Below are 24,433 nucleotides of genomic sequence, written 5' to 3' on the forward strand. Positions count from 1 at the left end.
ATAGGCCATATAAGGAGTTTGCTATGTTTAAGAACATTATGGTGCCAGTCGATCTTGCTCATCTAGAGCTACTGGAGCCTGCCTTAAGCGTCGTGGCAGACCTTGCTAAGCAATATGATGCTCATATTACCTACGTTGGCGTTACCGCTAATACACCTACAAGCGTTGCCCGCACTCCCCAAGAGTACGAGCAAAAACTTGAAGCTTTTGCCCACGAGCGACATAAAGTGCACGGTCAACCGGTAAGTATTAAGGTTTACAGCTCGACGGATCCCGTTGCTAATGTGGATAAGCAGCTTGTCGAAGCCGTGGAGGAAACGGGAGCAGACTTGGTGATGATGGCCACCCATCTACCCCGCCATCTGGACATTATTATGCCGTCCCATGGCGGTAAAGTAGCCACCCACACAGACGCCTCCGTTTTCCTGATTCGAGTGAACCCGTAAACGCGCTCTTGCGATGTAGCAGCAATGCGTTGACAACTAGCGCTTAACAGCACGCACTTTACATAATGATGGGAGCAAATTTGTGGATAAAACGCCGCAAAATCGACCACCTGAAGAGCCGGTCTCGGAAGGCATTCCCGCCCCCGAGGGCGCGGCAAACTTGATCGATACCGATTACGTTATTGGTCAAGACAATATAACCACCAGCACCATGGGTGTTAATCTCGACCTACACGGTAAGGTTTTCACTATTTCGTCAATTCTGGTGCTGCTGTTTGTAATATTAACGCTCGCCTTACAAGACACCATTGCACCGATTTACGATGCTGTCTTTGGCTTTTTAACGGGCAACTTGGCTTGGTTTTTCATCCTGGCGGCCAACGTGTTTGTCATTCTTTGCCTGGGTCTGATTATCTCGCCCCTGGGTAAAATTCGTATCGGTGGTGCTGACGCTAAGCCCGACTTCACCTATGTCGGCTGGTTTTCAATGCTGTTTGCTGCGGGCATGGGCATCGGCCTGATGTTTTTTGGCGTTAACGAGCCATTGACCCATTTTGGTACCTCACTGGATGGCGGCAGCTGGGCACCATTAGCCGGTGCTGAAGGCGATACCGCAGGCGCGGCTGCGTTAGGCATGGCGGCCACCATCTTCCACTGGGGATTACACCCGTGGGCTATTTACGCGGTTGTTGCCCTTTCATTAGCACTGTTTTCGTTTAACAAGGGTCTCCCCCTTTCCATGCGTTCGGTGTTCTACCCGATTTTGGGTGAGCGCGTATGGGGCTGGCCTGGGCATGTGATTGATATTCTAGCGGTATTTGCCACGCTCTTTGGTTTGGCGACCTCGCTAGGGCTAGGCGCCACCCAGGCAGCCGCGGGCTTAAGCTACCTATTTGGGGCACCAGAAACCGATATCACGATGATTTTGCTCATCATCGGCATCACAATTATTGCCATCGGTTCCATTCTAGCCGGTGTCGATAAGGGTGTTCAGCTGCTATCGAAAATTAACATTGCAATGGCGGCACTGCTGCTCTTCTTCGTGATTGCCGTTGGCCCAACGCTTCTGATCGCAACGGGTTTCTTTGAAAACTTGCTCAACTACGCAATACATCTGCCAGCGCTCTCTAATCCATTTGGCCGCGAAGATGCCAACTTTAGCCAAGGCTGGACAGCCTTCTATTGGGCATGGTGGATCTCCTGGTCTCCGTATGTAGGTATGTTTATTGCGCGCGTGTCCCGTGGCCGTACCGTTCGTGAGTTCTTAGTTTCGGTATTGCTGGTGCCTTCTGTGGTCTCGGTACTGTGGATGACCACCTTTGGCGGCACCGCCATTGATCAGTACGTTAGCCAAGGGATTGAGGCTGTTCGCGATGCGGGCGTGGATCTTCAGCTGTTCATCATGCTTGAACAGCTTCCGCTGTCACAAATCACCTCGTTTATTGCCATTCTGCTGGTGATTATTTTCTTTGTGACCTCTTCGGATTCCGGTTCACTGGTGATCGACTCTATTACCGCAGGCGGTAAGGTAGATGCACCCAAACCTCAGCGGGTATTTTGGGCAATCATCGAAGGCGCTATCGCCATTGCACTACTGCTTGGCGGTGGTTTGACCGCGCTTCAAACGATGGCGGTTTCCACAGGCTTTCCGTTCACGATTATCTTGCTAGTGGCGTGCTATGCCATTATCAAAGGATTGATGACTGAACCTAAGGCCGTATAAACGCCGATAATGAGCGTAGGTGAAACACAAACGGGCAGCCCTAGGCTGCCCGTTTTGCATTTTCCGTTCATCGTAGTATTAACACCACAGCGCGTTCAATGGCGTATCTGGGTCATAACGGTGGGCAATCTGCGCCTGAAATAGCTCTGCGGTGGCCAGCGCATCCAGCAGAGCATGATGACCTTGATAACCAGGCAGACCATAACGTGCACGGCTAGCGTTTAGACGAATAGAGACGGTCGGCTGGCCTAACCAGCGGCGAAAACGCGCCCACAGCGTTTGACGATGTAAGCGTGCTTCAAGGGACATAGTATCAATCATCGGAAACATAACTCCCTCTCCGCGCCTATCTTTTACCGCTGCATCTAAAAACGGCCGCTCAATATTGCGAAAGTGTACAACCACCAGCCGACCTGCCAGCGTTGCTAACAGTTCATCGAGGACCGCATTTAAATCAGGCGCATGGGCGATTTCTGAATGGGTAATATGGTGATACGCAATAGACGCTTCATCTAGGGGTCTGGGCGGCTTAATCACCCAATAGCGGCGTTGTGCCAGCTTGATGCGGTTTAACGTAAATGGCACCGCCCCGATGCTAATAATGCCATGGCGCCGCTCGTCGAGTCCGGTTGTTTCCATATCCAGCGCCACCATGGGCACATCTGAAATAGGCGTACTGGGATCAGGAAGAGGCGTTTCAAAAAACCGCTTTAACGCACCGTCATGAGATCGTCGGCCGCGCTCCGCCATGTAGCTGATCCAATCGGCTTGCACGAGTTTTTGGCGAGGTCGAATTTCATACATCTTAACGACCCTGCCGCTGTGCGGGCATTGGGTAACGAAACTTCAAAAACTTCTGCGCATTACTTAGCACTTGGAAGGCGTCTTTCAGTGTATGCCGCTCGCTGTCCTCGACATTTTCAGGCTCGATATTATTGTCTGGCATGCGATCTTCCTCAAGGTCAATCACCTGATGTCGGATTCGTGACATACATAAAAACTCAAGCGCATAGCTAAGCTTATCACTGACCCCCGTGGCTAATAGCTGCGTCTTGCTAATGTCGTCTAACCGTTGAAACGAGTTTTGCGCTTTTGAACCACAGGCTAACGCGTGCACACGAATAAGATCGACCATCGGGGCGGTACCGCGTCGCTTTAAGTTAATCGAGTTATTGTGCTTACCATCCTTTTCCATAACAAACGTGCGGAAAAAGCCTAGCGGCGGTGTGCGATTGAGGGCGTTGCGCGCCATAGCGGCCAAAAATAGCGGAGACTTGGGGGCCGTCTCGGCGATTAAGTCCTGCAGCGCTTCTACGAAGTGATCCTCTCCGTAGATACTGTCTAAATCAAAAAAGATGGAGCTGTGCAGCAACTTTTCGGGGGTTGGGTTTGCCATCCAGTCTTTAAAGTAGCCTTTCCATATCCGCAGTGGTTGACGCCATTGGCGGTTAGTAGCCATCACGTCGCCTTTACAATACGTATAACCACAGGCATCTAAGCCATCGCTTACAAATGCGGCCAGCGCATGAAAATAGGCGTCATGTTCTGCTGGATTAAAGTCATCGGACAAAATAAGCGCGTTGTCTTGATCGGTCACGATACTCTGCTCATTTCGAGCCATGGAACCATTGACCATAAAGCAGTAAGGCACGGGGGGTGGGCCTAGCGACTCTTCCGCCAACTCTAGCAGCCGCCGGGTAAAACTACGTCCAATGGTTGATAAGGCACTGCCCACCATTTGCGAATTAGCGCCCTCTTGCACCATTCGCACAAAGGCGGCACGCACATCGGGTAACAGCTTAGCTAGTCCTTGGGCGCTAGCTTGATTGAAAATATTGCTCACTAGGTAGAGCCCGCTATGGGTTTCGTAGCGAATAATGTCAGAGAGATGCACCACACCGACGGGGCGCTGGCGATAGAGCACCGGTAAATGGTGCACATTGTTGCGTAGCATCGTTAACATGGCTTCGTAGATGGATGCATCTGACTGAACGGTAATGAGCCGCTCAGATACCACCTCACCAATCGGCGTTTGCGGTGACAGACCCTCTGCAACAACGCGGGTACGGAAGTCACTATCAGTGAGGATGCCGCACATCTGCCAGGTTTTGCCTTCGCTATCCTGAAAGCTATAGCGGGGATGACTGCTGCCCTCATCAATGACCAGAACGGCAGACGCTTGGGCGGCGCCAATTTGTTTGGCAGCTTCTTGGACGCTTGTCGTTGACGGCACCATCACTGGATAGCGGCTTACCAGTTTTCGGATACGCGAGACCATCATGTCGTTAGATTTTTTTTGCTGCTCTGCCGCTGTCTCTAAACGTGGGCGCTCCAGCTCTACAAAATCGGCAAAGTTGTCATCTTCCTCGCAGAGACGTTTAAAAACGGCGCCAGAAATAAAATAAATAAGGGTGTCTTCTATGGCGGTAGCGGGCAACCGTACTTTATGGTTTCGCAGTAAGCTAAAGTGGCCAAATATGTCCCCTTCGCCTAAGCGATTATACAGCTCTCCCTGACGACGATAGACCTCCACCGCACCGCTACGGATATAACAGAGTTCATCAAGCGTTTGGTCAAGCGTCAGAATCTCGCTGCCCGTTTTGAAGTAGCGAACCTCAACTTCTGTGGCAATGGCATCAAGCAGCTCATCGGATAGGCCGTCAAAGGGTGGGAACTGTCCCATATGCTGACGTATCTCTAACAGTTCTACCTCCATGCCACCTCCTATCCCTATCCGGGCATCTTTCAAGATTCACCTTGGTAATATAAATCACCTATTGCTACTTGAAGTTTGGCGGGGTTAGGGGGCAGCGTAAACCCTGACAGCCAAAAAAAAGCCCGGCACTGATGCGCCGGGCTTTGATGACAGTGAAGATTTAGTGGGCAGATACTTCGCTGGTTAAGGAAAATCTGTCACTATCTCTACCTGTTTGTCGTCACGTAAGTACAAAACTAATTAAGCAGCTGCTGTCATTAGGACTGACCAGCCATTTCTTGAACACGCTGCATCATTTCCGGATCTTGCTGAATAGACTGACCAATGGCATTGAAGGTGTCCACATCCAAACCGCTATCTTCAACAATATCGATCATACGATCGTTGGCCTCGGCACGAACTTCCTGCTGTGCGGCTTCACCTTCTGCTTCCTGCAGACGCTGTGTGTACTCTTGCGAGATCACGGCAATTTCTTGAGAAGCATCGGCAAACTGCTGTAGCTGCTGATCAGAAAAGTCCTGGGCTGGCGCTTGCTGTGTCGCCATCGGGTCTTGTGCTGGATCTTGGGTCTGCTGAGCATGTGCCGTACCAGCTAAAAGACCAGTGGCAAGAAGAGCAGCAGAAAACAGAGCAGTCATGCGTTGCATAATAAGAAACCTCATTGGCGCTTTATGAATGTGCCACGTGTGACGCGCTGTTTAGGCTCAAGTTCAAATTTTATAGTAATTTAAAGTAACGAAAAGTAACCAAACAATCACCAGGGGGCAAATTGAGACTTTATGTTCAACTTTTTAAAAAACGTCAGCCGCGTAAACGTATCTTCCTTTGGCCTGGCGGCCATGCCCGTCGTGTTTGTTTTACTTTGGAGCACCGGCTTTATTGGCGCAAAATTTGGCCTACCCTATGCGGAACCTTTCACGTTTCTCTTTATCCGCTTTGTCCTAACCCTGTTGGTGCTTATCCCTCTTATTCATTTAATGGGTATTTCTTGGCCCACTTCACCTAGGTTATGGGCGCATATCGGGGTTTCTGGTTTACTGGTGCATGGTACGTACCTGGGCGGGGTGTTTTATGGCATCTATTTAGGCATGCCCGCCGGTCTTGCAGCGCTTTTAGTGGGTTTACAGCCGCTGCTAACCGCTGCCTGCGCCGGGCCGCTGCTAGGTGAACGTTTAAGTATCCGCCAGTGGATGGGCCTGTTACTTGGACTGCTCGGGATTAGCTTGGTACTGGGCAGTAAACTGGAACTGGGCAGTTCGCTGTTCGAAGGATTCGGCCTTGGCGCCCTGTTTAGCGTTATTGCCGCGTTGCTAGGCATCTCTCTGGGCACGCTTTATCAAAAGCGCTACTGCACCAGCATGCCGCTGCTGTCAGGAGCGGTGGTTCAGTACATGGCGGCTGGCACGCTGTTGGGCGTTGGAGCGTTGCTATTTGAAAGCCGAGACGTGCAGTGGGGCACAACGTTTATTCTTACACTTGGCTGGCTGGTGCTGATTCTCTCAATTGCCGCTATCCTGCTGTTAATGGCCTTGATAAAAAAGGGGGAAGCTTCGCGGGTAGCGAGTCTTTTTTATCTAGTGCCGCCGGTTACCGCCCTACAGGCATGGTGGCTATTTGACGAACGTTTGCCACTGCTGGGACTGATAGGCATGGCGGTCACTATTGCGGGAGTGATTTTGGCAGTACGGCCAGCCGCAAAATAAGCGATTAAAAACAGCGATGAAACTTCTAGGGTTTGGACAACCATGACAGCACAACCTCACTGCGCCAGAGTGAACGGAGCCTGCAACCGTTGCGACACTAAGGTTCCGTTTGCCTTCACCATGGCATTTCAACCCATTGTGGATGTTGAAAAACGCCGCATCGTTTATTACGAAGCACTGGTGCGAGGCACCAACGGGGAGTCGGCCTTCTCGATTCTTGAACAAGTCACCGATGAATTGATGTATCGCTTTGACCAGGAGTGCCGTGTAAAAGCCATAGAGCTTGCCAGTGAACTCGGCATGCAGGAGAGGTTATCGATTAATTTTTTACCCAACGCTGTCTATGAGCCGGAAGCCTGTATCCAGGCAACGCTTGAGACGTCACAGCGGGTAGGTTGGCCCATCGAACGGCTTAACTTTGAAATCACTGAAACGGAACGAGTGGTTGACCGCGCGCATATGCGCTCGATCATCGAGAGCTACCGCCGAATGGGTTTCACCACGTCGCTGGATGACTTTGGCAACGGCTACGCCAACCTTGACCTACTGACGGATCTTCGCCCGAACACGCTAAAAATTGACCGCGAGCTGGTCATGGGCTGCAACGCTAACAAGCGGCGGCAGGCTATTCTGAAAAGTTTGGTCTCTCTGGCGGAGACGCTGGACGTCCACCTAGTGGCCGAAGGCATCGAAACGCGTGAAGAGTCGCGCTGCTTGCTAGCATTAGGAATACCGGTGCAGCAGGGCTATTACTTTGCTCGCCCCCAGGTGAAAATGCTGCCGAAAGTCGCCGACGAAAAATACGATTAAAGCTGCTCCAAGTAACGCTTGCCACCAAGGTTGCGCATTTGCTGGCGGATCCACTGGCTGCGGCGCTCTACCTGGGCATCCGGCCGTGAGGCGCTTCGCGTACGGGGGCTGGGAAGGATCGCCGCCAAAAGGCTTGCTTGACGCTCGGTCAAGGCACTGCCCGAGGCGCCAAAGTAGTGGTCAGCCGCTGCTTCCAGCCCAAACACCCCGGTGTCCCATTCGGCGACGTTTAGATACACCTCAAGAATGCGCTGCTTACTCCACAGCATTTCAATCAGCAGCGTAAACCATGCCTCAAGACCTTTGCGTACCCAGCTGCGGCCGCTCCATAAAAACACGTTTTTAGCGGTCTGCTGGCTGAGCGTACTGGCGCCACGCAAACGTGCACCGTCACGGCTCGCCTGCCAAGCGCGACGCAGTTCCACAACGTCAAAGCCGCGATGAAGGGGAAAACGCTGATCTTCAGCCGCTATCACCGCAAGTTTGGCATTACTGGACAGGTTGTCCCAACTGCGCCATTGGCGGTTGATAGTAATCGGCTCACTGTTTACCCAGCTTTGAATTTTACGCTCCACCATTACCATGGAACCCGGTGGAGGCACAAAGCGAAATAGCAGCACAAATCCAACAGAAAGTACGACAAACGCCAGCGCGACACGCCACATAAGACGCCATAGCAGGCGAAGAAAACGGCGCAGCGCGCGATTGAGCATTTCGGTATCCTTAGCGCTTCATGAGGTGTTCCGCATGATAGCGCAAATGGTCCTCAATGAACGAGGCGATAAAGAAGTAGCTATGATCGTAACCAGGCTGACGACGCAGCGTAAGCGGGTGATCATGCTCTTCGCAAACGGCCTCTAAACGCTCAGGCATGAGCTGCTCTTCTAAGAATTGATCGGCTTCGCCCTGGTCAATGAACAACCGCTGACGAGAAGCACCGTTTGCCACCAGTTCGCACGCATCATATTGGCGCCAGCGAGACGTATCATCGCCCAGATAGCTGGTGAACGCCTTTTGACCCCAGGGGCAGTTCATGGGATTAACGACAGGCGCAAACGCCGAAACCGAGCGGAATCGGCCTGGGTGGCGCAGTGCAAGGATCAACGCCCCATGCCCGCCCATAGAGTGGCCGCTGATCGATTCGCGTCCGTTCACCGGGAAGTGCTGGCGCACAACCGAAGGCAGCTCCTCTACGACATAGTCATACATGCGGTAGTTGGACTTCCACGGCGCCTGGGTGGCATTAACGTAAAAGCCTGCCCCTGAGCCGAGATCGTAGCTCTCGTGTTCGCCGGGCAAGTCGGTACCCCGCGGGCTGGTATCAGGACACACAATTGCCACGCCTAGCTCTGCGGCAAGGCGGTGGGCACCTGCCTTTTGCATAAAGTTTTCATCGTTACAGGTCAAGCCAGATAACCACCAAAGCAGTGGTACCCGCTCATTCTCTGCCTGGGGAGGTAGGTACACCGCAAACACCATGTCGCAGTCCAGCGCGCGGGAGTAGTGGCGATAGCGCTTATGCCAACCACCAAAGCTGCGGTTAGCCGACACCAGTTCTAACGTTTCGCTCATGCTCATGGGCAGGCTCCTTTAAAGATGAAAACGCGGCAGGTTACCCTACCGCGCTCGTTTACCCGGTACGCTTTAATAGATAATACTCAGTAATGCAGCACGGTACGAATGCTCTTGCCCGCATGGAGCAGCTCAAACGCCTCGTTAATCTTCTCAAACGGCATATCGTGGGTAATAAAGTCGTCGATATTGAGTTCGCCGCTCATATAACGGTCCACATAGCCCGGCAGCTCGCTGCGCCCTTTTACGCCGCCAAACGCTGAGCCTTTCCACACACGCCCTGTGACCAGTTGGAACGGACGCGTGGAGATTTCCTCTCCTGCACCTGCCACGCCGATGATGATCGATTCACCCCAACCTTTATGACAACACTCAAGCGCAGAACGCATTACGTTGACGTTACCGATACACTCGAACGAGTAGTCGACACCGCCGTCGGTCATATCGACGATCACCTGCTGAATCGGGTCGCTGTACTCTTTCGGGTTCACAAAATCGGTGGCACCAAACTGCTTAGCCAGTTCAAATTTATCAGGATTAACATCAATGGCGATAATTTTAGCCGCTTTCGCCATTACCGCCCCCTGAATCACCGCCAAGCCAATGGCGCCCAAGCCAAACACGGCAATGGTCGATCCTGGTTCTACTTTGGCGGTGTTGAGCACGGCACCAATACCGGTCGTGACACCACAGCCCAATAGGCAGATTTTATCCATGGGCGCTTCTTTGGAGACCACCGCCAGCGAGACTTCCGGCAACACGGTGTACTCACTGAACGTGGAGGTGCCCATGTAGTGGTGGAGCATTTTACCGTCTAGCGAGAAACGCGACGTGCCATCAGGCATAACGCCCTTTCCTTGAGTCGCACGTACGCTGCCGCACAGGTTGGTTTTACCTGACAAACAGAATTTACACTTGCCGCATTCGGCGGTGTAAAGCGGGATGACGTGATCACCCGGTTTGACACTCGTAACACCTTCGCCCACTTCTTGAACCACGCCCGCCCCTTCGTGGCCGAGTACCGCAGGGAAATTGCCCTCGGGGTCAGCGCCAGAGAGCGTATACGCATCCGTGTGGCAAACGCTGGTAGCGGCCATTTTGACCAGCACTTCACCCGCCTTCGGGCCTTCTACATCAATTTCAACCAGTTCAAGCGGTTTACCCGCTTCAAGTGCAACGGCGGCACGTGATTTCATCGCGCTATCTCCTAAACAGTATCATTCAATGTTTGATATTTAACTTGGGTATAAACCTTGATGGCTTGCAGTGTAGGTCAGCTAGTCGACTTGGATAAAGCGGGATACACTCATAAGATTATTGCCACTGGGCAACAATGAGCGTTTATCAGGAGCGTCCATGCAGCGATGGGACCGTATCGAGGCCTTTGTAGAGGTGGTGAGACTGGGCACATTTTCGGCTGCCGCGCGGCATTTGAAAGTATCTACTTCGCATATCAGTCGCTTGGTCAGCCAACTTGAAAATCAGTTAGGCGTGCAGCTTTTATATCGCACCACACGGCAAATTCGCTTAACCGATGCAGGCGCTATTTACGTAGAGCACTGCCGCCACTTATTTGACGGCCTGCGCGATGCTGAACAAGCCATTAGTGAGTTACAGGCCAACCCCCGAGGGCTATTGAAACTGACCTCTGCCACCACGTTTGGCGAGCGCTACATTGCGCCACTGGTTAATGATTTCCAACGCCTGCACCCTCAGCTAGATGTACACATGCACTTTACCAATCGCCCAGTGGAGCTGATTGAGGAAGGCTACGATATTGCTATTCGTATGGGCGTACTCAAGGACTCTAGCTTAATTGCGCGCAGGCTGTGCGAACGGCGGGAGTATATCGTGGGGTCGCGTGCCTATTTTCGCCAGGCGCCCAGGCCGCATACTCTTTCAGAATTGAGCCAACACCGCTGCTTGATCGGCTCGCGTCCCAACTGGCTTTTTGAGGTTAACGGCCAGCGCCGCGAGGTGCGGGTAGAGGGTTGCTGGAGCGGAAATTCCGGCCCCGCGCTGTTAGATGCCGCTCGCAAAGGGCTGGGGCTAGCCCAGCTGCCGGACTATTATGTGGCCCCCTACTTGGCCAGTGGCGAGCTGATCTCGGTACTGGAACCCTTTCAACACAACGATACCGCCGTGTGGGCGGTTTACCCTCGCCACCGCCATTTATCGCCCAAAATTCGACAGCTGGTTGATTATTTGGTCGACAATATTACGGCCACGCTGCCATCTAACCCGCTGATTTAACACTCGATGGCATTGACAGCCAATCCCCCCTTGGAGGTCTCTTTATATTTATCCTGCATATCGCGGCCGGTATCGCGCATGGTGCGTATGACTTTATCCAGCGAGACAAAATGGTCGCCGTCGCCATGCAGTGCCATACGCGCTGCGTTAATTGCCTTTACGGAGGCAATCGCATTACGTTCAATACAGGGCACCTGCACAAGCCCCGCCACTGGGTCGCAGGTCAGGCCTAGATTATGCTCAAGACCAATTTCTGCGGCGTTTTCCACCTGCTTTGCGGAGCCTCCCAATACTTCCGCTAACCCGGCGGCCGCCATGGCACAAGCAGAGCCAACTTCTCCCTGGCAGCCAACCTCAGCGCCGGAAATCGAAGCATTTTTCTTGCACAAAATACCGATAGCGCCGGCCGCCAGCAAAAAGTCCACCACGTCCGCATCACAGGCGTCAGGCTCAAACTTACGGTAATAGGCCAATACGGCAGGCACAATGCCCGCCGCGCCGTTAGTAGGGGCAGTCACCATACGCCTTCCGGCGGCATTTTCTTCGTTAACTGCCAGGGCAAAAAGATTGACCCAATCCATCACCGTAAAACTAGACATAATTAGCCGCTGGTTAGCGGGTGGTGATAGCAGCTGTTGATGCAACGAGTTGGCGCGCCGCCTGACGTTAAGCCCGCCCGGCAGGTAGCCCGATGCTTTTAGGCCATTATCAATACTGTCGCTCATGGCCTGCCAAATCGTCAGTAGCTGCTGACGAATCTCTTCTTCACTGCGCCACACTTTCTCATTTTCCAACATCAGTTGGCTGATTCGCAGCTGATGGGTTTGGCATAATTCAAGCAGTTCGTTGCCGGTCTCAAACGGGTAAGGCAGTCTTGTTGTGTCTTCTTCAATACCGCCCTGGTCGGCACTTGCCTGATCAATGTAGAAACCGCCGCCTAAAGAGTAATACGTATTCTCAGCCACCACGTTCACCCCTTGATAGGCCGTCAGCACCATCGCATTGGGGTGAAAGGGTAGGCAACTCTCGTCCCACTCAATATCACGCTGGCGGTCAAATCCCAGTGCTTGTCCACCAGGCAGACGTAACGGCTCGCCTTGGTCAAGCGCGTTCAACCTTGGCTCGATAGTATCGGGGTCTATCGTCTCCGGCGCTTCGCCCAGTAGCCCCATAACGACTGCTCGGTCGGTGCCGTGCCCCACGCCCGTCGACGCTAGTGAACCGTGTAGCCGTACCACAAGACGGTTAAGTGACTGCTCCCCTAACGACCGCGCAAACGCACCGGCGGCGCGCATTGGCCCAACCGTATGGGAGCTAGACGGCCCAACGCCAATTCTGAAAAGATCAAATACACTAATTGCCATGCCTTTAACGCCTCACCCCGTTGTTTATACCTGCCTGGTTAACATGTTGTAGAGCTGACGACTAGACGTCGCGTTAATAACCGCAATATCGACGTGCGAACATATAAGTGTGACGATATAATGAACATTCACTTATGCATGTATCAACATGCAGATAATGACTCAGCCTACATACAAAGGATGTTGGTATGCCTTCTCCCCCTGCCTGGCCAATAGGATTTCAAACTATCCTCGTGCGCGCAGTTCTATACGTCTTATTTATTGGCGCCATTGCCCAAGGTGCTTATCTTGAAGCGCTTTACCTCCCCTCCGTGCGTTTTTCAGAGTTAGGCTTTACGGAACTGACTCAAACGCTTGTGCTGGCCTTGAGCTGCGCGATGCTGATTTATGTTCGCCATACCCTCAAGGTGTGGCCCACTGTCACGCTGCTATTGCTGGCTTTTGTCGCTGCTTCGCTGGTGCGCGAACAGGATCACTTCCTTGATACCTATGTGGCTAGGCACACCTGGAAAATCCTGGTTGCACTTATCATCATCCCCTCCACTACCTGGGTCGTTATTCACCGTCGCCGCTTTTTAGAAGAGTTTGCTTACTATAGCAACACGTTTGCTTTTGGCTTGTTCACGGCGGGTGTGCTGACTACCTATATATTCTCCCGCCTCTATGGTCGGCAAGACTTTTGGCGCGCGGTGCTTGAAGAGAGCTATTCGGGAACCTTTAAAAGCGTTGCAGAAGAAGTCGTTGAACTACTGGGTTATAGCTTAATTTTGATCGCCACTCTGGAATTACTGCTTCTCGCCCTGCGCATTCATAAAGCGCGCAATACCGCTCAGTAACGCTTCCCTTAGCCGTTATACCTGCCGCCTTTATTCGGTTTAGCAGCCCGCACAAGGCGGCATTTCATTTTTTATATGTCGCTATACGCAAAGCCATTTGCGCGATCCCTCGCTTCAACGTAGTGTCGCGCGCTAGGCCTTATGGGCGCTTTTTCTAAAAAAACCCACACTAACGACATAAACCCTATGACAAACCTAAAAAATCGTGAAGAAAACCTAAAACGAGGAGCCTTTACACGCTTTCTCGATAGCGTCGAATGGCTCGGCAACCTACTGCCCCACCCCGTCACCCTGTTTGCCATTCTCTGTGTAACGGTTGTCATCGCCAGCGGTATTGCTAGCGCATTAGGCGTTTCGGTAGCCGACCCTCGCCCTGCAAATGAGGGGGAATGGATTGCGGTTAATTCATTGCTAAACGCTGAGGGTCTGCGCCGCTTAGTGACCGAAATGGTCACCAACTTCACCAACTTTGCGCCATTAGGCACCGTGCTGGTCGCCATGCTTGGGGTTGGCGTTGCCGAGCACTCCGGCCTGCTGTCGGCCAGTATGCGCGCTCTGGTACTGAACCGTTCGCCACGCATTGTGACTTACGCCGTGGTATTTGCGGGCATCATGTCGAACATGGCCGCCGAGCTTGGCTATGTGGTACTGATTCCGCTGGCGGCGATGATCTTTCACTCTTTAGGGCGGCACCCGCTGGCAGGCTTAGCAGCCGCGTTTTGCGGTGTTTCCGGCGGTTACAGCGCCAACCTATTGATAGGTACTGTTGACCCACTGCTCTCGGGCATTACACAGGAGGCCGCACGCCTTCTCGACCCCGCTTATGTGGTGGGCGCCGAGGCTAACTGGTTCTTTATGTTTGCCAGCACGTTTTTCGTTACGCTGATTGGTGGCTTGGTCACCGAGCGTATTGTTGAACCCAAACTAGGCAAATTTGATTCCGCCTACGCGGACAGCGATATCGACCAGCAGCGCATGGAAGGCCTCACCGACACCGAAAAGCGCGCACTAAAAGGAACAGGGTTAGCCACCTTAGCGCTCATCGCACTGGTTGCTGTTATGGTCGTCCCGGAGAGCGGCATTTTACGCAACCCTGACACCGGCTTAATTAGCGGCTCACCGTTTTTACGTGGCATTGTCGTCATCGTCGCAATCTCCTTTACTGTCTTGGGCTTCATCTATGGCCGCTTAGCAGGCAGCATGCAAAACGATCGCGATGTGGTCGACGCTATGGCAAAGAGCATGAGCAGCCTAGGGCTTTATATTGTCCTGGTGTTCTTTGCTGCCCAGTTTGTCGCGCTGTTTAACTGGAGCAATTTTGGCACGGTCACCGCCGTTGCTGGCGCCGACTTGCTGCAATCACTTGGGTTACGTGGTCCGGGCCTTTTTGCGCTGTTTATTATTATGTGCGCCTTCGTTAACTTGTCGCTTGGCAGCGCGTCAGCACAGTGGGCAGTGACGGCACCCATCTTCGTTCCCATGCTAATGCTGATGGGCTATGCGCCAGAAGTGATTCAAGCGGCTTATCGTATTGGCGATTCGGTGACCAATCTGATCACACCGATGATGAGCTACTTTGGACTGATTCTGGCCGTGGCAACCCGCTACCGTAAAGACATGGGCATAGGCACCCTAGTTGCCATCATGCTGCCTTACACGCTGTTTATGCTGGTTGGCTGGACACTGCTGTTCTTTATCTGGGTGTTTGTTTTCGGCTTGCCGGTCGGCCCTGGGTCTGCCACACACTACACGCTATAAGCGCTTAAACGGCATAACGCAAAAAGCCCGCTGTTCTGAGAACAGCGGGCTTTTTGGCTTTAGCGGCTCTTGTTGCTACTGACTACTCATTCATCTAAGAACGAACGCAGCGGCTCTGAGCGGCTGGGGTGGCGCAGCTTACGCAGCGCTTTTGCTTCAATCTGACGAATCCGCTCGCGGGTAACGTCAAACTGTTTACCCACCTCTTCCAGCGTATGGTCGGTATTCATATCAATACCAAAGCGCATGCGCAGGACTTTCGCTTCGCGAGCCGTCAAACCGCCCAGCACGTTACGCGTGGCTTCGATCAAGCCCTCACCGGTGGCCATATCGATTGGCAACAGCATGGTGCCATCTTCGATAAAGTCGCCCAGGTGCGAATCGTCGTCATCACCAATCGGCGTCTCCATGGAGATCGGCTCTTTGGCAATTTTGAGCACTTTACGCACTTTGTCTTCCGGCATTTCCAGGCGTTCGCCCAGCTCTTCAGGCGTTGGCTCACGGCCCATTTCCTGAAGCATCTGGCGTGATACGCGATTGAGCTTGTTAATCGTCTCAATCATGTGTACCGGAATACGAATAGTGCGCGCCTGATCCGCGATAGAACGTGTAATCGCCTGACGAATCCACCACGTCGCATAAGTAGAGAACTTGTAACCGCGACGGTATTCGAACTTGTCGACCGCTTTCATCAAACCGATATTGCCTTCCTGGATAAGATCCAGGAACTGCAGGCCACGGTTGGTGTATTTCTTAGCAATCGAGATAACCAAGCGCAGGTTCGCCTCAACCATCTCTTTCTTGGCGCGACGCGCTTTGGCCTCACCAATCGATAGTTTGCGGTTAACCTCTTTAAGGTCAGCCACCGAGAGCTGCACCATGTCTTCTTCAAAGGCAATCTTGCGCTGAGAGCGGGCAATATCGGCACGCAGCGGCTCTAGCCGGTCAGCATATTTAGGCTGCGCTTCCTGAAAAGCGTCTAGCCATTTACGGTCAGACTCGCTGCCTGGGAAAGACTTAATAAACGTCTTGCGCGGCACCTTCGCTTTCTTAACGCAGAGCTGCATAATCGCTTTTTCTTGCGCACGCACCTGCTCAACGCTGATGCGCACCTGACCGACCAAGCGCTCGAAGTGCTTAGGCACTAGTTTGATAGGTGAAAACAGCTCAGCTAAGCGAGTCTGCTCAACCTTGAGCTCAGCACTGCCACGGCCATATTTGGCAAGTGCTGCTTCAACGGCGGCATTTTGCTCGCGGATCTGCTCAAACCGCGCTTTCGCTTCCTCGGGATCAGGGCCACCCTCGCTCGCGGTGGAGTCATCATCCTCGTCGTCGGCATCGCCCTCGATGTCGTCGTCATCACTTAACTCAGTGGTGACTTCTGGCTCGGGAACTTCTGCTTCGGCAACGCCGGGAATACCTTCATCCGGGTCAATAAAGCCAGAGAACAGGTCTGATAAACGCCCTGGCGCCTCTTCATCCTGGGTGGCATCGTAGGCTTGAAGGATAGAGGTAACCGCGCCCGGCAAATACGCCAGGGCTGACATTACTTCACGGGTGCCCTCTTCAATTCGCTTGGCGATTTCAATTTCGCCTTCACGGGTTAGAAGCTCAACCGTGCCCATTTCGCGCATGTACATGCGCACGGGGTCAGTGGTGCGACCCACGTCGCTTTCCACGGCGGCGAGGGCCGCAACGGCCTCTTCCGCAGCGGACTCGTCCGCGGAGTGATCCGACATCATCAAAGTGTCTTCATCTGGCGCTTCTTCAGCGACACTAATACCCATGTCGTTGATCATGCCAATGATGTCTTCCACTTGATCCGGGTCGGCGATATCCTCGGGTAGATGGTCGTTGACCTCGGCATAGGTCAGGTAGCCCTGTTCCTTGCCGCGCGCGATCAACTCCTTCAGACGTGACTGCTGCTGCGCATTTCCAGCCATAGAAACCCTATCTCGACGAAGAAGAATGAAACACCTGGGGGCGCTGAATCGTTTAAACTCAACAAGCCGATTAGTATAGCGTAAATAGCTGGTTTTTTTCCAGCAGAACGTATTTGCGCAATCTTTCAGGTGTGTTAGGTTATTCGGTTAGGCCAGTGTTTGGCGACTGACCTTTATGTGGTGCCGAAGCCAAGGAATTCAACCCCCCTCAACTTCAAATACCGCTAATGGCGCTGGGCAAGTTCCATTACCAAGCTTGCTAAACGCTGCCTTTGAGCCTTATCAAGCTTTTGACCAGAACGCTCTAGGTTAATCAGCGCTTCATACTCTTCCTGAGGTGACCGCTTGCGCTGCCTATCCAGCAGATGCGCAACCAGCCCTTCAAGTTCCGCTTCCCGCGCCGCTTTCGGTATCAGCAGCTCTCTCTTTGCCAGCGCCGCCAACACCTGACCCTCATGACTACCTTGAAAGTGGGCTAACACCACTTGAGGGCTTCGATAACGGCCGGCACGCAGTAGCGCGATCAGCTCTCGACACAGCGGTGTTTCCTCATCCTCAGGCAACCAATCCAACGTATCCGGCAGTGCTGATACCAGCGTTGGCTCATGCAGGAGCAGTTGCACAATCCGCCCCACCGTAGAGAGCACCTGCGAAGCGCCTTGACGTCGAGAACGAGCACCGAGGCCTTGGCTAGCAGCAGGCACGTCATGCACTGGCGCTGCTGACGACATCTCTACCGGCTCCCAATGCGCCTGCTCGTTCCGCCCTTTGGCACTAGCACGCTTTGCAAGCAACTCCTGAAGCTGTGCCTGCGCCAGGCCACTGCGCTTGGCAAGCGCTTCAAGCAGCAGTGACTTCAGCATGCCTTCAGGAATTTTGCTCAACGCCTCAAGTACATGAGTCGCAAACCGCTCACGGCCTTCCACGGTATTGAGATCGCGCCCTTGAGCCGCCTGCTCAAAGAGAAACTCGGAAAGCGGCATGGCACAGGTCACACGATCCTGAAATGCCTGGGTGCCCTCACGGCGCACCAAGGAATCCGGGTCGTCACCTTCTGGCAAAAACAGAAACCGCGCTTCACGGCCATCAATCATTTGCGGCAGCGCGGTTTCCAGTGCACGGCTCGCGGCCTGCCTACCTGCGCGGTCACCGTCAAAGCAGAAAACCACCCGACTCACCAACCGAAATAAGCGGCTAAGATGATCTTCTGTGGTGGCAGTGCCTAGCGTCGCGACGGCGTTATGAATGTCGTATTGGGCGAGAGCCACTACATCCATATAACCCTCGACAATCACCAACTGCTCCAGCTTGCTGGACGCTTGCCGCGCTTCATAAAGGCCGTAAAGTTCGCGCCCTTTATGAAAAACAGGCGTTTCTGGCGAGTTGAGATACTTAGGCTGCTCATCGCCCATTACCCGGCCGCCAAAAGCAATCGTTCGGCCACGCAGATCGCGTATCGGAAACATCACCCGGTCGCGAAAGCGGTCGTAGGTACGCCCGGTATCTTCGCGATGAATCAGCAGGCCATACTCCACCTGGACAGGCTCGCCGATACCTTTATCGCTTAGGTGCTGTTTTAACGCTTCCCAGCCCCCCGGCGCGTAGCCGATGCCGTAAGTGCTAACGACTTCAGGCGATAAGCCGCGCGACTGCAAATAGCGTTGGGCGCTCTGCCCCTCCTGCATTTTTAGCCGCTCGCGGTAGAAACTAGCGGCCACTTCAAGCAGGTTGACGCCCTCTTTGCGCTTTTTCTCACGCTGCTGGGCGCGGGGGTCATCAGCACCCTCTCTTGGCACCTCGATACCTAGCCTGCCGGCCAACTGCTCTACCGCTTCTGGAAACGGCAGCTTGTCGTACTCCATTAAAAAACGCAGCGCATTGCCGTGGGCGCCACAGCCAAAGCAGTGATAAAACTGCTTGTCAGCACTAACGGTAAATGACGGCGATTTTTCCTGGTGAAAGGGGCACAAACCAGCGTAGTTTCGGCCCGCTTTCTTAAGCTGCACGCGCTCGCCAACGACCTCAACCACATCGACGCGGCCAAGCAAGTCGTCAATAAAACGCTGTGGGATCTGGCCTGCCATGAACTGCGGGCATCCTCGCGCGAAGCGCTTACAAGCGAGTTTAACGTCATCAGGCAGCGCGCCCGATCACCTTAAACAACGCAAAACATACGACCAACAACGAAAAACAAACGGCCACCTAGTGGCGGCCGCTTGGCATCCCTCTTGAGATAACCGGCTAACAGCGCTGGCTATCCCCAGGTACGGATCAATAGAGCCGTTCGAAACGCTTTTGTTCACGCTGGACTTTCTTAGCGTGACGTTTTACGGCAGCTGCCGCTTTGCGCTTACGCTCAGCAGTCGGCTTCTCATAGTGCTCGCGACGGCGTACTTCAGAGAGAACACCGGCTTTTTCGCAAGAACGCTTGAAGCGACGCAGGGCGACGTCAAACGGCTCGTTATCACGTACTTTTACAGAAGGCATTAAGCACTCACCTACCTTAAGGAGTCTTGAGTTCGGATAGTACGCATACTGCAACATGCGGTATGCGACCCAGTTTTACAGCGCACAGTAGTCTAGTCGTGGTTGACTATCTTTGCAAATGCTAGACTACGCCGTTTAACGATTACTGACGCTTTTTCGGCGATCTTACTCCGATTACTTCAACGACTATTTTAACGGGTGCCATTATTATGCGCGTATTAGGCATTGAAACGTCTTGCGACGAAACAGGCGTCGCGATTTATGACGCCGCACAAACGGGCGGCAGCGGTTTGATGGCCGACGCGCTATATAGCCAAATTGCCATGCACGCAGAGTACGGCGGCGTCGTCCCCGAACTTGCCTCCCGCGACCATACGCGCAAGCTTTTGCCACTCATTGAGCAGGTACTCCACGACGCTAAGCTCACTCGGCAGGACTTAGATGGCATAGCCTATACCGCAGGCCCTGGCTTGGTAGGCGCTCTGATGGTAGGCGCTAGCACTGCCCATGGCATGGCACGCGCGCTCAATATCCCCGTGCTCGGCGTTCACCATATGGAAGGCCATCTACTCGCCCCCATGCTTGAGGATGACGCGCCCGAGTTCCCCTTTGTGGCGCTGCTCGTTTCCGGCGGGCATACGCAGCTTGTTGAAGTACAGGGCTTAGGCCGCTATCAGCTACTAGGCGAGTCCGTGGACGATGCCGCAGGCGAAGCGTTTGATAAAGCCGCTAAAATGCTGGGCCTTGCCTACCCAGGCGGCCCTCTGGTGGCCAAACTTGCCGAAAAGGGCAACCCTAAACGGTTCCGCTTTCCCCGCCCCATGACCGACCGTCCGGGCCTGGACTTCAGCTTTTCCGGGTTAAAAACTCACACCCTCACCGCTATTCGCCAGCTAGAAGCGGCAGGCGAGCTAGATGCACAAGCAAAAGCCGATGTGGCACGCGCCTTTGAAGAAGCCGTTGTCGATACGCTGGTCATTAAGTGCCGCCGTGCGCTGGATCAAACGGGCCTAAAACGCATCGTGATGGCCGGCGGGGTGAGCGCGAATACTCGGTTGCGGGAAAGGTTGGCGCTGGAAACTGAAAAACGGAACGCCCGGGCTTACTACCCGCGAGGTCGTTTTTGTACCGACAATGGCGCTATGATTGCTTATGTGGGCGCTCAGCGATTAGCGGCAGGCGAGCGCGATAAGAGCGGGATAATGCAAGCAACGCCTCGTTGGCCGCTCGACACGTTGTCGCCACCTTCTCTTAGCCACGCAGATTAGGCTCTTCACCTTGACGCAAGCGGCGAATATTTAACCAGTGGCGGGCCAACACCAATAGGCTGAACCCGCCCACCACGCTGACGTAATCAGGGGCTAACCAAAAACAGGCTATGGGCGCAATCACGGCACTCACCACCGATGCTGCAGCAGCGGTGCGTAGCCGCCATGCGAGTAACGCCCAGCACAGGGCACTCAGCAGTGCAACGCTGGGCACGAGCACCAACAGCACGCCAAACGCACTCGCCACCGCTTTACCGCCACGAAACTTATGCCACAGCGGGTAGCTATGCCCCAGCAGTACCGCCAACCCTACCGCTCCCTGCAACCAGACCGGCAGCGCAAGCAGCTTGGCAGCCAACACAGCGGGCACTGCTTTTAATGCATCCAATAACAGCGTCGCGGCTGCCAAACGCGGGCCATACAGGCGTAGCACGTTGGAAAATCCAGGGTTACAGGAACCGTTCAACCGCGGATCTGCCACGCCAGCCAGGCGACACACGCTAAGTGCCGCCAGCCAGCTACCGCTTAAGTAACCTAGCACTATCAAGACCATGATCTGCTCACGTTTAGCGTGACGGAATACTCCCCCGGCACCTTGTCTATTGCCTTACTGTCGTTTGGTGCCATCCTCAAGTACAATCGCCCGCTTGTTGCCATGAGGGGAATGCCTGTGGATCGTATTTTGATCGAAGGACTCACAGTAGACACCGTCATCGGTGTGTACGACTGGGAGCGCACGATAGCGCAATCGCTAAGCTTAGATTTATCGCTAGCAACGGATATCCGACCTGCGGCGGCCACAGACGATTTACGCCTCACGCTTGATTATGCCGCTATTTGTCAACGAATCCAGCAGTTCGCCAATGAGCACCAGTTCGCACTGGTGGAAACGTTTGCTGAGCGCCTCGCGGCGTGTTTACGCAGCGAGTTTTCGATTAGCTGGTTACGGCTCACCCTGCGTAAGCCAGGTGCTGTGCCCCAGGCTTCCAGCGTAGGGCTTGAGATTATCCGCGGCCAATTGCCGGAGGCCATCGAGGCGACGCATCCATGAGCTTGGTGACCGTCAGTTTAGGCAGCAATATTTGCCCCGACAAACATATCCGCCTTTGTCTCGATGCTCTTGAGGACACGTTCGGCCATTTACAAATATCGCGTATCTTTGAAAGCGAACCAGTAGGCTTTAAAGATAGCCGTAATTTTTATAATGCCGTGGTTGCCTTTTATAGCGACTGGTCAGCGGGCGAGCTACAAGCGTGGGCCAAACAGCTTGAAATAGCCCATGGGCGCACACCCGAAATGACCAAGTGCAGCCCCAGAGCGCTGGATATTGACCTGCTTACGGTGGGCGATGCCAGCGGCATGGTAGACGGCATCCCCCTGCCCCGCGCTGAAATCACTCAAAACGCGTTTGTACTGCAGCCACTAGCCGAGCTGCTTCCTACACAGCGCCATCCCAGCTGCTCAACGTCCTACGCCATCCTGTGGGAGCGTTTTAAGATGGGCAAACAGCGCCTTTGGGCAGTAGATTTTTACTGGCGCGGCCGCTGGGTTTCGCAAGCAGACCCTCAGCCCCAAGCCGCCCAGGCAAGGTAACTGCTAGCGTTAAACAAGGGCCTCGGCGACCGCCTCCTGCCGCCTAGCACGCAGCGCCTCACCCAGCTCGCCGCCACGCAAGCCCTCGCTTACCAGTGCCTGGGGATTAACCGCCCTAGCGCTCTTCCAAGCGCGAAACAGCGGCGCCTCGTGTTCGCTGTTAACCTGACGAATCAGCTGTAGCTGCGCCTCAACCTGCTCGGGCTTGCGCCACCCATCTAAACGCTCTAGCCAGTGCAGCACGCGATCATCCGTCAGCGGTGCCGCCATCAGGTTAAAGCTAAGCGTCACGTGGCGAGCAAGTTGGGCCACGGCGTTAGGCAAGCGAAGCCGCTGAGCGAGGGCATCGCGCTGCACGTCATCCAGCACCGAGACAAGCAGTGCGTAGCGCCAATGGGCCAAGGGCAAACGCGTCTGTTCTGGCGCTTGCATCAGTCGTGTTAAACCTGCCAACAAAGGGTCGTTTAACTCTGGCCACCAAACGGTCAATGCGCCACAGCGTTGTAGCGTTGTGAAATAGATATCGGGGCTTGGCTCAGCCAGTGCTTTTTCGGTTTCGACCCACACCCGCTCCGCTGCCAAGTGTTCAAGCTCACCGCTATGACTCACCTGCTGCATCAGGTTGAGCGTTTCGGCGGCGATGGTGAATCCCAGTTTGGCATAGCGGGCCAGGAAACGTGCGGTACGTAGCACCCGCAACGGGTCTTCACTAAATGCTGGCGACACATGGCGTAGCAAACGATTTTCAATATCTTGCTGGCCATGAAACGGATCGGTGAGTTCCCCGTCGGCTCGTTGAGCAATGGCATTGATGGTTAAATCTCGACGCAGCAAATCCTCTTCCAAGGTGACCTCTGGACTCGCGTGCACCTCAAAACCGCCATAGCCGTGCCCTGACTTGCGCTCGGTGCGGGCTAACGCATACTCCTCTGATGTCTCTGGGTGCAGGAATACAGGGAAGTCACGGCCAACGGGCTTGAACCCCCGCTTACGCATCATGTCGGGCGTCGCGCCGACCACCACCCAATCGTTATCGTAAACCGGCCAGCCCAGCAGCTCATCGCGCACGGCGCCACCCACCCGATAGACCTCAAGCCCTTTTACTCTGGGGTCTTCCTTAAACACGTTAGCGGCCTCTCAGTTGCTGGCTTGGCACACTTGTTCGCTCGCCGGTGTCGAGGTTGAGCGCGGTCAGTGAACCACCCCAAACACACCCCGTATCGGTAGCAATGGCATTCACTTTTGAGCCCGGCGTGCGTCCTTCCAGCGCTGCCCAGTGCCCAAAGAGCAGCTGCAGCGCATCATTTCTTGGGTACTGAAACCAGGGGTAAAAGCCTTCGGGGGCGCTATCCAGCCCCTCTTTTGCAGCAAAGTCTAGCCGCCCCTGGTCATCAATAAAGCGCATGCGAGTTAACACATTGACGATACAGCGCAGGCGTTCAACACCGTCTAATGCGTTATGAAAGCGGTCCGGCTGGTTGCCAAATAATTGGGTTAAGAATGTCCCCGAATTCTCCCCCATCAGCACTGCCTGCACCTCTTGGCTCAGTGATAACGTTTGCTGGGCGCTCCAGGTGGGCAGTACGCCGGCATGCGTCATCAGCGTATTGTCTTCATAAATAGCTAGGGGTTGGCTTTGCAGCCAATCCAGTAGACCTTCCCGATCTGGTGCGGAGAGAATATCACTCAGGGTATCGCGTTTTTTTAACGTGCCGCCCCCGCGGGCCACTACCAGCAGATGGAAATCGTGGTTACCCAGTACGCACCTGCTGCCCAGCGCTTTTGCCTCGCGTAAACAAGCAAGCGAGCCGGGGCCTCGGTTGATGACATCCCCTACCAGCCAGAGCGCATCTTTGACCGGATTAAAGTTAAGCCGCTCAAGCAGGCTGACAAACTCGGCATGGCAGCCGTGTAGATCGCCAATCACATACGTGCTCATAGGCGTCACTCTCTAGCAGATA

23 protein-coding genes are annotated in these 24,433 nt (G+C 54.0%); 10 read left to right on the forward strand and 13 right to left on the reverse strand.

The genetic code is table 11. From position 1 onward, the window contains the following. The first annotated feature begins 23 nt into the window (after window positions 1-23). A complete protein-coding gene (locus LG301_RS11960) occupies window positions 24-446 on the forward strand; it encodes a universal stress protein (protein WP_404471382.1) in 423 nt (140 codons plus the stop codon). Between the two features lie 82 nt (window positions 447-528). After that, window positions 529-2,169, forward strand: a complete 1,641-nt coding sequence (locus tag LG301_RS11965) for a BCCT family transporter (RefSeq protein ID WP_404471383.1) — start codon at window positions 529-531, stop codon at window positions 2,167-2,169. A 78-nt stretch (window positions 2,170-2,247) separates the two neighbouring features. On the opposite strand, the gene LG301_RS11970 is transcribed toward LG301_RS11965, so the two are convergent. The 3 genes from LG301_RS11970 to LG301_RS11980 all read right to left on the reverse strand — a co-directional run bounded on the left by LG301_RS11970 (window position 2,248) and on the right by LG301_RS11980 (window position 5,532). Further along, window positions 2,248-2,973: a 3'-5' exonuclease gene (locus tag LG301_RS11970; RefSeq protein ID WP_404471384.1), complete on the reverse strand. Its 726-nt coding sequence runs from the start codon at window positions 2,971-2,973 to the stop codon at window positions 2,248-2,250. A 1-nt stretch (window position 2,974) separates the two neighbouring features. Then, a complete protein-coding gene (locus LG301_RS11975) occupies window positions 2,975-4,885 on the reverse strand; it encodes a DUF294 nucleotidyltransferase-like domain-containing protein (RefSeq protein ID WP_404471385.1) in 1,911 nt (636 codons plus the stop codon). Between the two features lie 257 nt (window positions 4,886-5,142). After that, window positions 5,143-5,532 carry a DUF4168 domain-containing protein gene (locus tag LG301_RS11980; protein WP_404471386.1) on the reverse strand — a complete coding sequence of 130 codons (390 nt, stop codon included), beginning with the start codon at window positions 5,530-5,532 and terminating at the stop codon, window positions 5,143-5,145. 132 nt (window positions 5,533-5,664) lie between these two features. On the opposite strand from LG301_RS11980, the gene LG301_RS11985 reads away from it, so the two are divergent. Then, window positions 5,665-6,588 carry a DMT family transporter gene (locus tag LG301_RS11985; RefSeq protein ID WP_404471387.1) on the forward strand — a complete coding sequence of 308 codons (924 nt, stop codon included), beginning with the start codon at window positions 5,665-5,667 and terminating at the stop codon, window positions 6,586-6,588. A gap of 120 nt (window positions 6,589-6,708) precedes the next feature. Further along, window positions 6,709-7,398: an EAL domain-containing protein gene (locus tag LG301_RS11990; protein WP_404475249.1), complete on the forward strand. Its 690-nt coding sequence runs from the start codon at window positions 6,709-6,711 to the stop codon at window positions 7,396-7,398. Here LG301_RS11990 and mtgA read toward each other — a convergent pair. The 3 genes from mtgA to LG301_RS12005 all read right to left on the reverse strand — a co-directional run bounded on the left by mtgA (window position 7,395) and on the right by LG301_RS12005 (window position 10,166). Continuing rightward, complete coding sequence (gene mtgA / locus LG301_RS11995) at window positions 7,395-8,111, reverse strand: monofunctional biosynthetic peptidoglycan transglycosylase (RefSeq protein ID WP_404471389.1); 717 nt, start codon at window positions 8,109-8,111, stop codon at window positions 7,395-7,397. The two genes, LG301_RS11990 and mtgA, sit on opposite strands and share 4 nt — an antisense overlap. Before the next feature lie 10 nt (window positions 8,112-8,121). Continuing rightward, window positions 8,122-8,976, reverse strand: a complete 855-nt coding sequence (fghA, locus tag LG301_RS12000) for an S-formylglutathione hydrolase (protein WP_404471390.1) — start codon at window positions 8,974-8,976, stop codon at window positions 8,122-8,124. A gap of 80 nt (window positions 8,977-9,056) precedes the next feature. Further along, window positions 9,057-10,166 carry an S-(hydroxymethyl)glutathione dehydrogenase/class III alcohol dehydrogenase gene (locus LG301_RS12005; RefSeq protein WP_404471391.1) on the reverse strand — a complete coding sequence of 370 codons (1,110 nt, stop codon included), beginning with the start codon at window positions 10,164-10,166 and terminating at the stop codon, window positions 9,057-9,059. A gap of 160 nt (window positions 10,167-10,326) precedes the next feature. Between LG301_RS12005 and LG301_RS12010 the strand changes: the two genes are divergently transcribed. Beyond that, window positions 10,327-11,223 (forward strand): LysR family transcriptional regulator, encoded by an 897-nt coding sequence (locus tag LG301_RS12010; protein WP_404471392.1) that lies wholly within the window; start codon window positions 10,327-10,329, stop codon window positions 11,221-11,223. On the opposite strand, the gene LG301_RS12015 is transcribed toward LG301_RS12010, so the two are convergent. Further along, window positions 11,220-12,587 (reverse strand): L-serine ammonia-lyase, encoded by a 1,368-nt coding sequence (locus LG301_RS12015; protein WP_404471393.1) that lies wholly within the window; start codon window positions 12,585-12,587, stop codon window positions 11,220-11,222. The two genes, LG301_RS12010 and LG301_RS12015, sit on opposite strands and share 4 nt — an antisense overlap. Before the next feature lie 188 nt (window positions 12,588-12,775). Here LG301_RS12015 and LG301_RS12020 point away from each other — a divergent pair, with 188 nt between their 5' ends. Beyond that, complete coding sequence (locus tag LG301_RS12020) at window positions 12,776-13,423, forward strand: hypothetical protein (protein ID WP_404471394.1); 648 nt, start codon at window positions 12,776-12,778, stop codon at window positions 13,421-13,423. Window positions 13,424-13,609: 186 nt separating this feature from the next. After that, a complete protein-coding gene (locus LG301_RS12025) occupies window positions 13,610-15,181 on the forward strand; it encodes an AbgT family transporter (RefSeq protein ID WP_404471395.1) in 1,572 nt (523 codons plus the stop codon). A gap of 86 nt (window positions 15,182-15,267) precedes the next feature. Here LG301_RS12025 and rpoD read toward each other — a convergent pair whose 3' ends face one another. The 3 genes from rpoD to rpsU all read right to left on the reverse strand — a co-directional run bounded on the left by rpoD (window position 15,268) and on the right by rpsU (window position 19,611). Then, window positions 15,268-17,124 (reverse strand): RNA polymerase sigma factor RpoD, encoded by a 1,857-nt coding sequence (gene rpoD / locus LG301_RS12030; RefSeq protein WP_404471396.1) that lies wholly within the window; start codon window positions 17,122-17,124, stop codon window positions 15,268-15,270. Between the two features lie 224 nt (window positions 17,125-17,348). Beyond that, window positions 17,349-19,208 carry a DNA primase gene (gene dnaG / locus LG301_RS12035; protein WP_404471397.1) on the reverse strand — a complete coding sequence of 620 codons (1,860 nt, stop codon included), beginning with the start codon at window positions 19,206-19,208 and terminating at the stop codon, window positions 17,349-17,351. A 187-nt stretch (window positions 19,209-19,395) separates the two neighbouring features. After that, on the reverse strand, window positions 19,396-19,611 hold the full coding sequence (rpsU, locus tag LG301_RS12040) for a 30S ribosomal protein S21 (protein WP_008956349.1): 216 nt from the start codon (window positions 19,609-19,611) through the stop codon (window positions 19,396-19,398). Between the two features lie 209 nt (window positions 19,612-19,820). Between rpsU and tsaD the strand changes: the two genes are divergently transcribed. Next, window positions 19,821-20,879, forward strand: coding sequence for a tRNA (adenosine(37)-N6)-threonylcarbamoyltransferase complex transferase subunit TsaD (gene tsaD / locus LG301_RS12045; protein WP_404471398.1), 1,059 nt, complete (start codon window positions 19,821-19,823; stop codon window positions 20,877-20,879). Here tsaD and plsY read toward each other — a convergent pair. Then, entirely contained in the window at window positions 20,863-21,432 is a 570-nt protein-coding gene (gene plsY / locus LG301_RS12050) for a glycerol-3-phosphate 1-O-acyltransferase PlsY (protein ID WP_404471399.1), read from the reverse strand. The genes tsaD and plsY overlap by 17 nt on opposite strands. A gap of 117 nt (window positions 21,433-21,549) precedes the next feature. Between plsY and folB the strand changes: the two genes are divergently transcribed. Further along, a complete protein-coding gene (gene folB, locus LG301_RS12055; RefSeq protein WP_404475251.1) occupies window positions 21,550-21,930 on the forward strand; it encodes a dihydroneopterin aldolase in 381 nt (126 codons plus the stop codon). Then, entirely contained in the window at window positions 21,927-22,472 is a 546-nt protein-coding gene (gene folK, locus LG301_RS12060) for a 2-amino-4-hydroxy-6-hydroxymethyldihydropteridine diphosphokinase (RefSeq protein ID WP_404471400.1), read from the forward strand. The genes folB and folK overlap by 4 nt, the downstream gene beginning before the upstream one ends. Before the next feature lie 9 nt (window positions 22,473-22,481). On the opposite strand, the gene LG301_RS12065 is transcribed toward folK, so the two are convergent. Together LG301_RS12065 and LG301_RS12070 are read right to left on the reverse strand one after the other, a co-directional pair. Next, complete coding sequence (locus tag LG301_RS12065; protein WP_404471401.1) at window positions 22,482-23,597, reverse strand: polynucleotide adenylyltransferase; 1,116 nt, start codon at window positions 23,595-23,597, stop codon at window positions 22,482-22,484. A 1-nt stretch (window position 23,598) separates the two neighbouring features. Beyond that, window positions 23,599-24,411 (reverse strand): symmetrical bis(5'-nucleosyl)-tetraphosphatase, encoded by an 813-nt coding sequence (locus LG301_RS12070; protein ID WP_404471402.1) that lies wholly within the window; start codon window positions 24,409-24,411, stop codon window positions 23,599-23,601. Window positions 24,412-24,433: the final 22 nt, after the last annotated feature.

It is taken from the genome of Vreelandella venusta (assembly GCF_044809155.1).
Classification (GTDB): Bacteria; Pseudomonadota; Gammaproteobacteria; order Pseudomonadales; family Halomonadaceae; genus Vreelandella; species Vreelandella venusta_B.

What these genes read in the sequence shown, in the direction of transcription:
- LG301_RS12025 (WP_404471395.1), top strand. Translation starts at nt 13,610, where the DNA reads ATGACAAACCTAAAAAATCGTGAAGAAAACCTAAAACGAGGAGCCTTT.
- rpsU (WP_008956349.1), bottom strand. Translation starts at nt 19,611, where the DNA reads ATGCCTTCTGTAAAAGTACGTGATAACGAGCCGTTTGACGTCGCCCTG.
- LG301_RS11985 (WP_404471387.1), top strand. Translation starts at nt 5,665, where the DNA reads ATGTTCAACTTTTTAAAAAACGTCAGCCGCGTAAACGTATCTTCCTTT.
- rpoD (WP_404471396.1), bottom strand. Translation starts at nt 17,124, where the DNA reads ATGGCTGGAAATGCGCAGCAGCAGTCACGTCTGAAGGAGTTGATCGCG.
- dnaG (WP_404471397.1), bottom strand. Translation starts at nt 19,208, where the DNA reads ATGGCAGGCCAGATCCCACAGCGTTTTATTGACGACTTGCTTGGCCGC.
- LG301_RS12015 (WP_404471393.1), bottom strand. Translation starts at nt 12,587, where the DNA reads ATGGCAATTAGTGTATTTGATCTTTTCAGAATTGGCGTTGGGCCGTCT.
- mtgA (WP_404471389.1), bottom strand. Translation starts at nt 8,111, where the DNA reads ATGCTCAATCGCGCGCTGCGCCGTTTTCTTCGCCTGCTATGGCGTCTT.
- LG301_RS11960 (WP_404471382.1), top strand. Translation starts at nt 24, where the DNA reads ATGTTTAAGAACATTATGGTGCCAGTCGATCTTGCTCATCTAGAGCTA.
- LG301_RS11970 (WP_404471384.1), bottom strand. Translation starts at nt 2,973, where the DNA reads ATGTATGAAATTCGACCTCGCCAAAAACTCGTGCAAGCCGATTGGATC.
- LG301_RS11975 (WP_404471385.1), bottom strand. Translation starts at nt 4,885, where the DNA reads ATGGAGGTAGAACTGTTAGAGATACGTCAGCATATGGGACAGTTCCCA.
- LG301_RS12010 (WP_404471392.1), top strand. Translation starts at nt 10,327, where the DNA reads ATGCAGCGATGGGACCGTATCGAGGCCTTTGTAGAGGTGGTGAGACTG.
- LG301_RS12020 (WP_404471394.1), top strand. Translation starts at nt 12,776, where the DNA reads ATGCCTTCTCCCCCTGCCTGGCCAATAGGATTTCAAACTATCCTCGTG.
- LG301_RS12070 (WP_404471402.1), bottom strand. Translation starts at nt 24,411, where the DNA reads ATGAGCACGTATGTGATTGGCGATCTACACGGCTGCCATGCCGAGTTT.
- fghA (WP_404471390.1), bottom strand. Translation starts at nt 8,976, where the DNA reads ATGAGCATGAGCGAAACGTTAGAACTGGTGTCGGCTAACCGCAGCTTT.
- LG301_RS11990 (WP_404475249.1), top strand. Translation starts at nt 6,709, where the DNA reads ATGGCATTTCAACCCATTGTGGATGTTGAAAAACGCCGCATCGTTTAT.
- tsaD (WP_404471398.1), top strand. Translation starts at nt 19,821, where the DNA reads ATGCGCGTATTAGGCATTGAAACGTCTTGCGACGAAACAGGCGTCGCG.
- LG301_RS12005 (WP_404471391.1), bottom strand. Translation starts at nt 10,166, where the DNA reads ATGAAATCACGTGCCGCCGTTGCACTTGAAGCGGGTAAACCGCTTGAA.
- LG301_RS11980 (WP_404471386.1), bottom strand. Translation starts at nt 5,532, where the DNA reads ATGCAACGCATGACTGCTCTGTTTTCTGCTGCTCTTCTTGCCACTGGT.
- folK (WP_404471400.1), top strand. Translation starts at nt 21,927, where the DNA reads ATGAGCTTGGTGACCGTCAGTTTAGGCAGCAATATTTGCCCCGACAAA.
- plsY (WP_404471399.1), bottom strand. Translation starts at nt 21,432, where the DNA reads ATGGTCTTGATAGTGCTAGGTTACTTAAGCGGTAGCTGGCTGGCGGCA.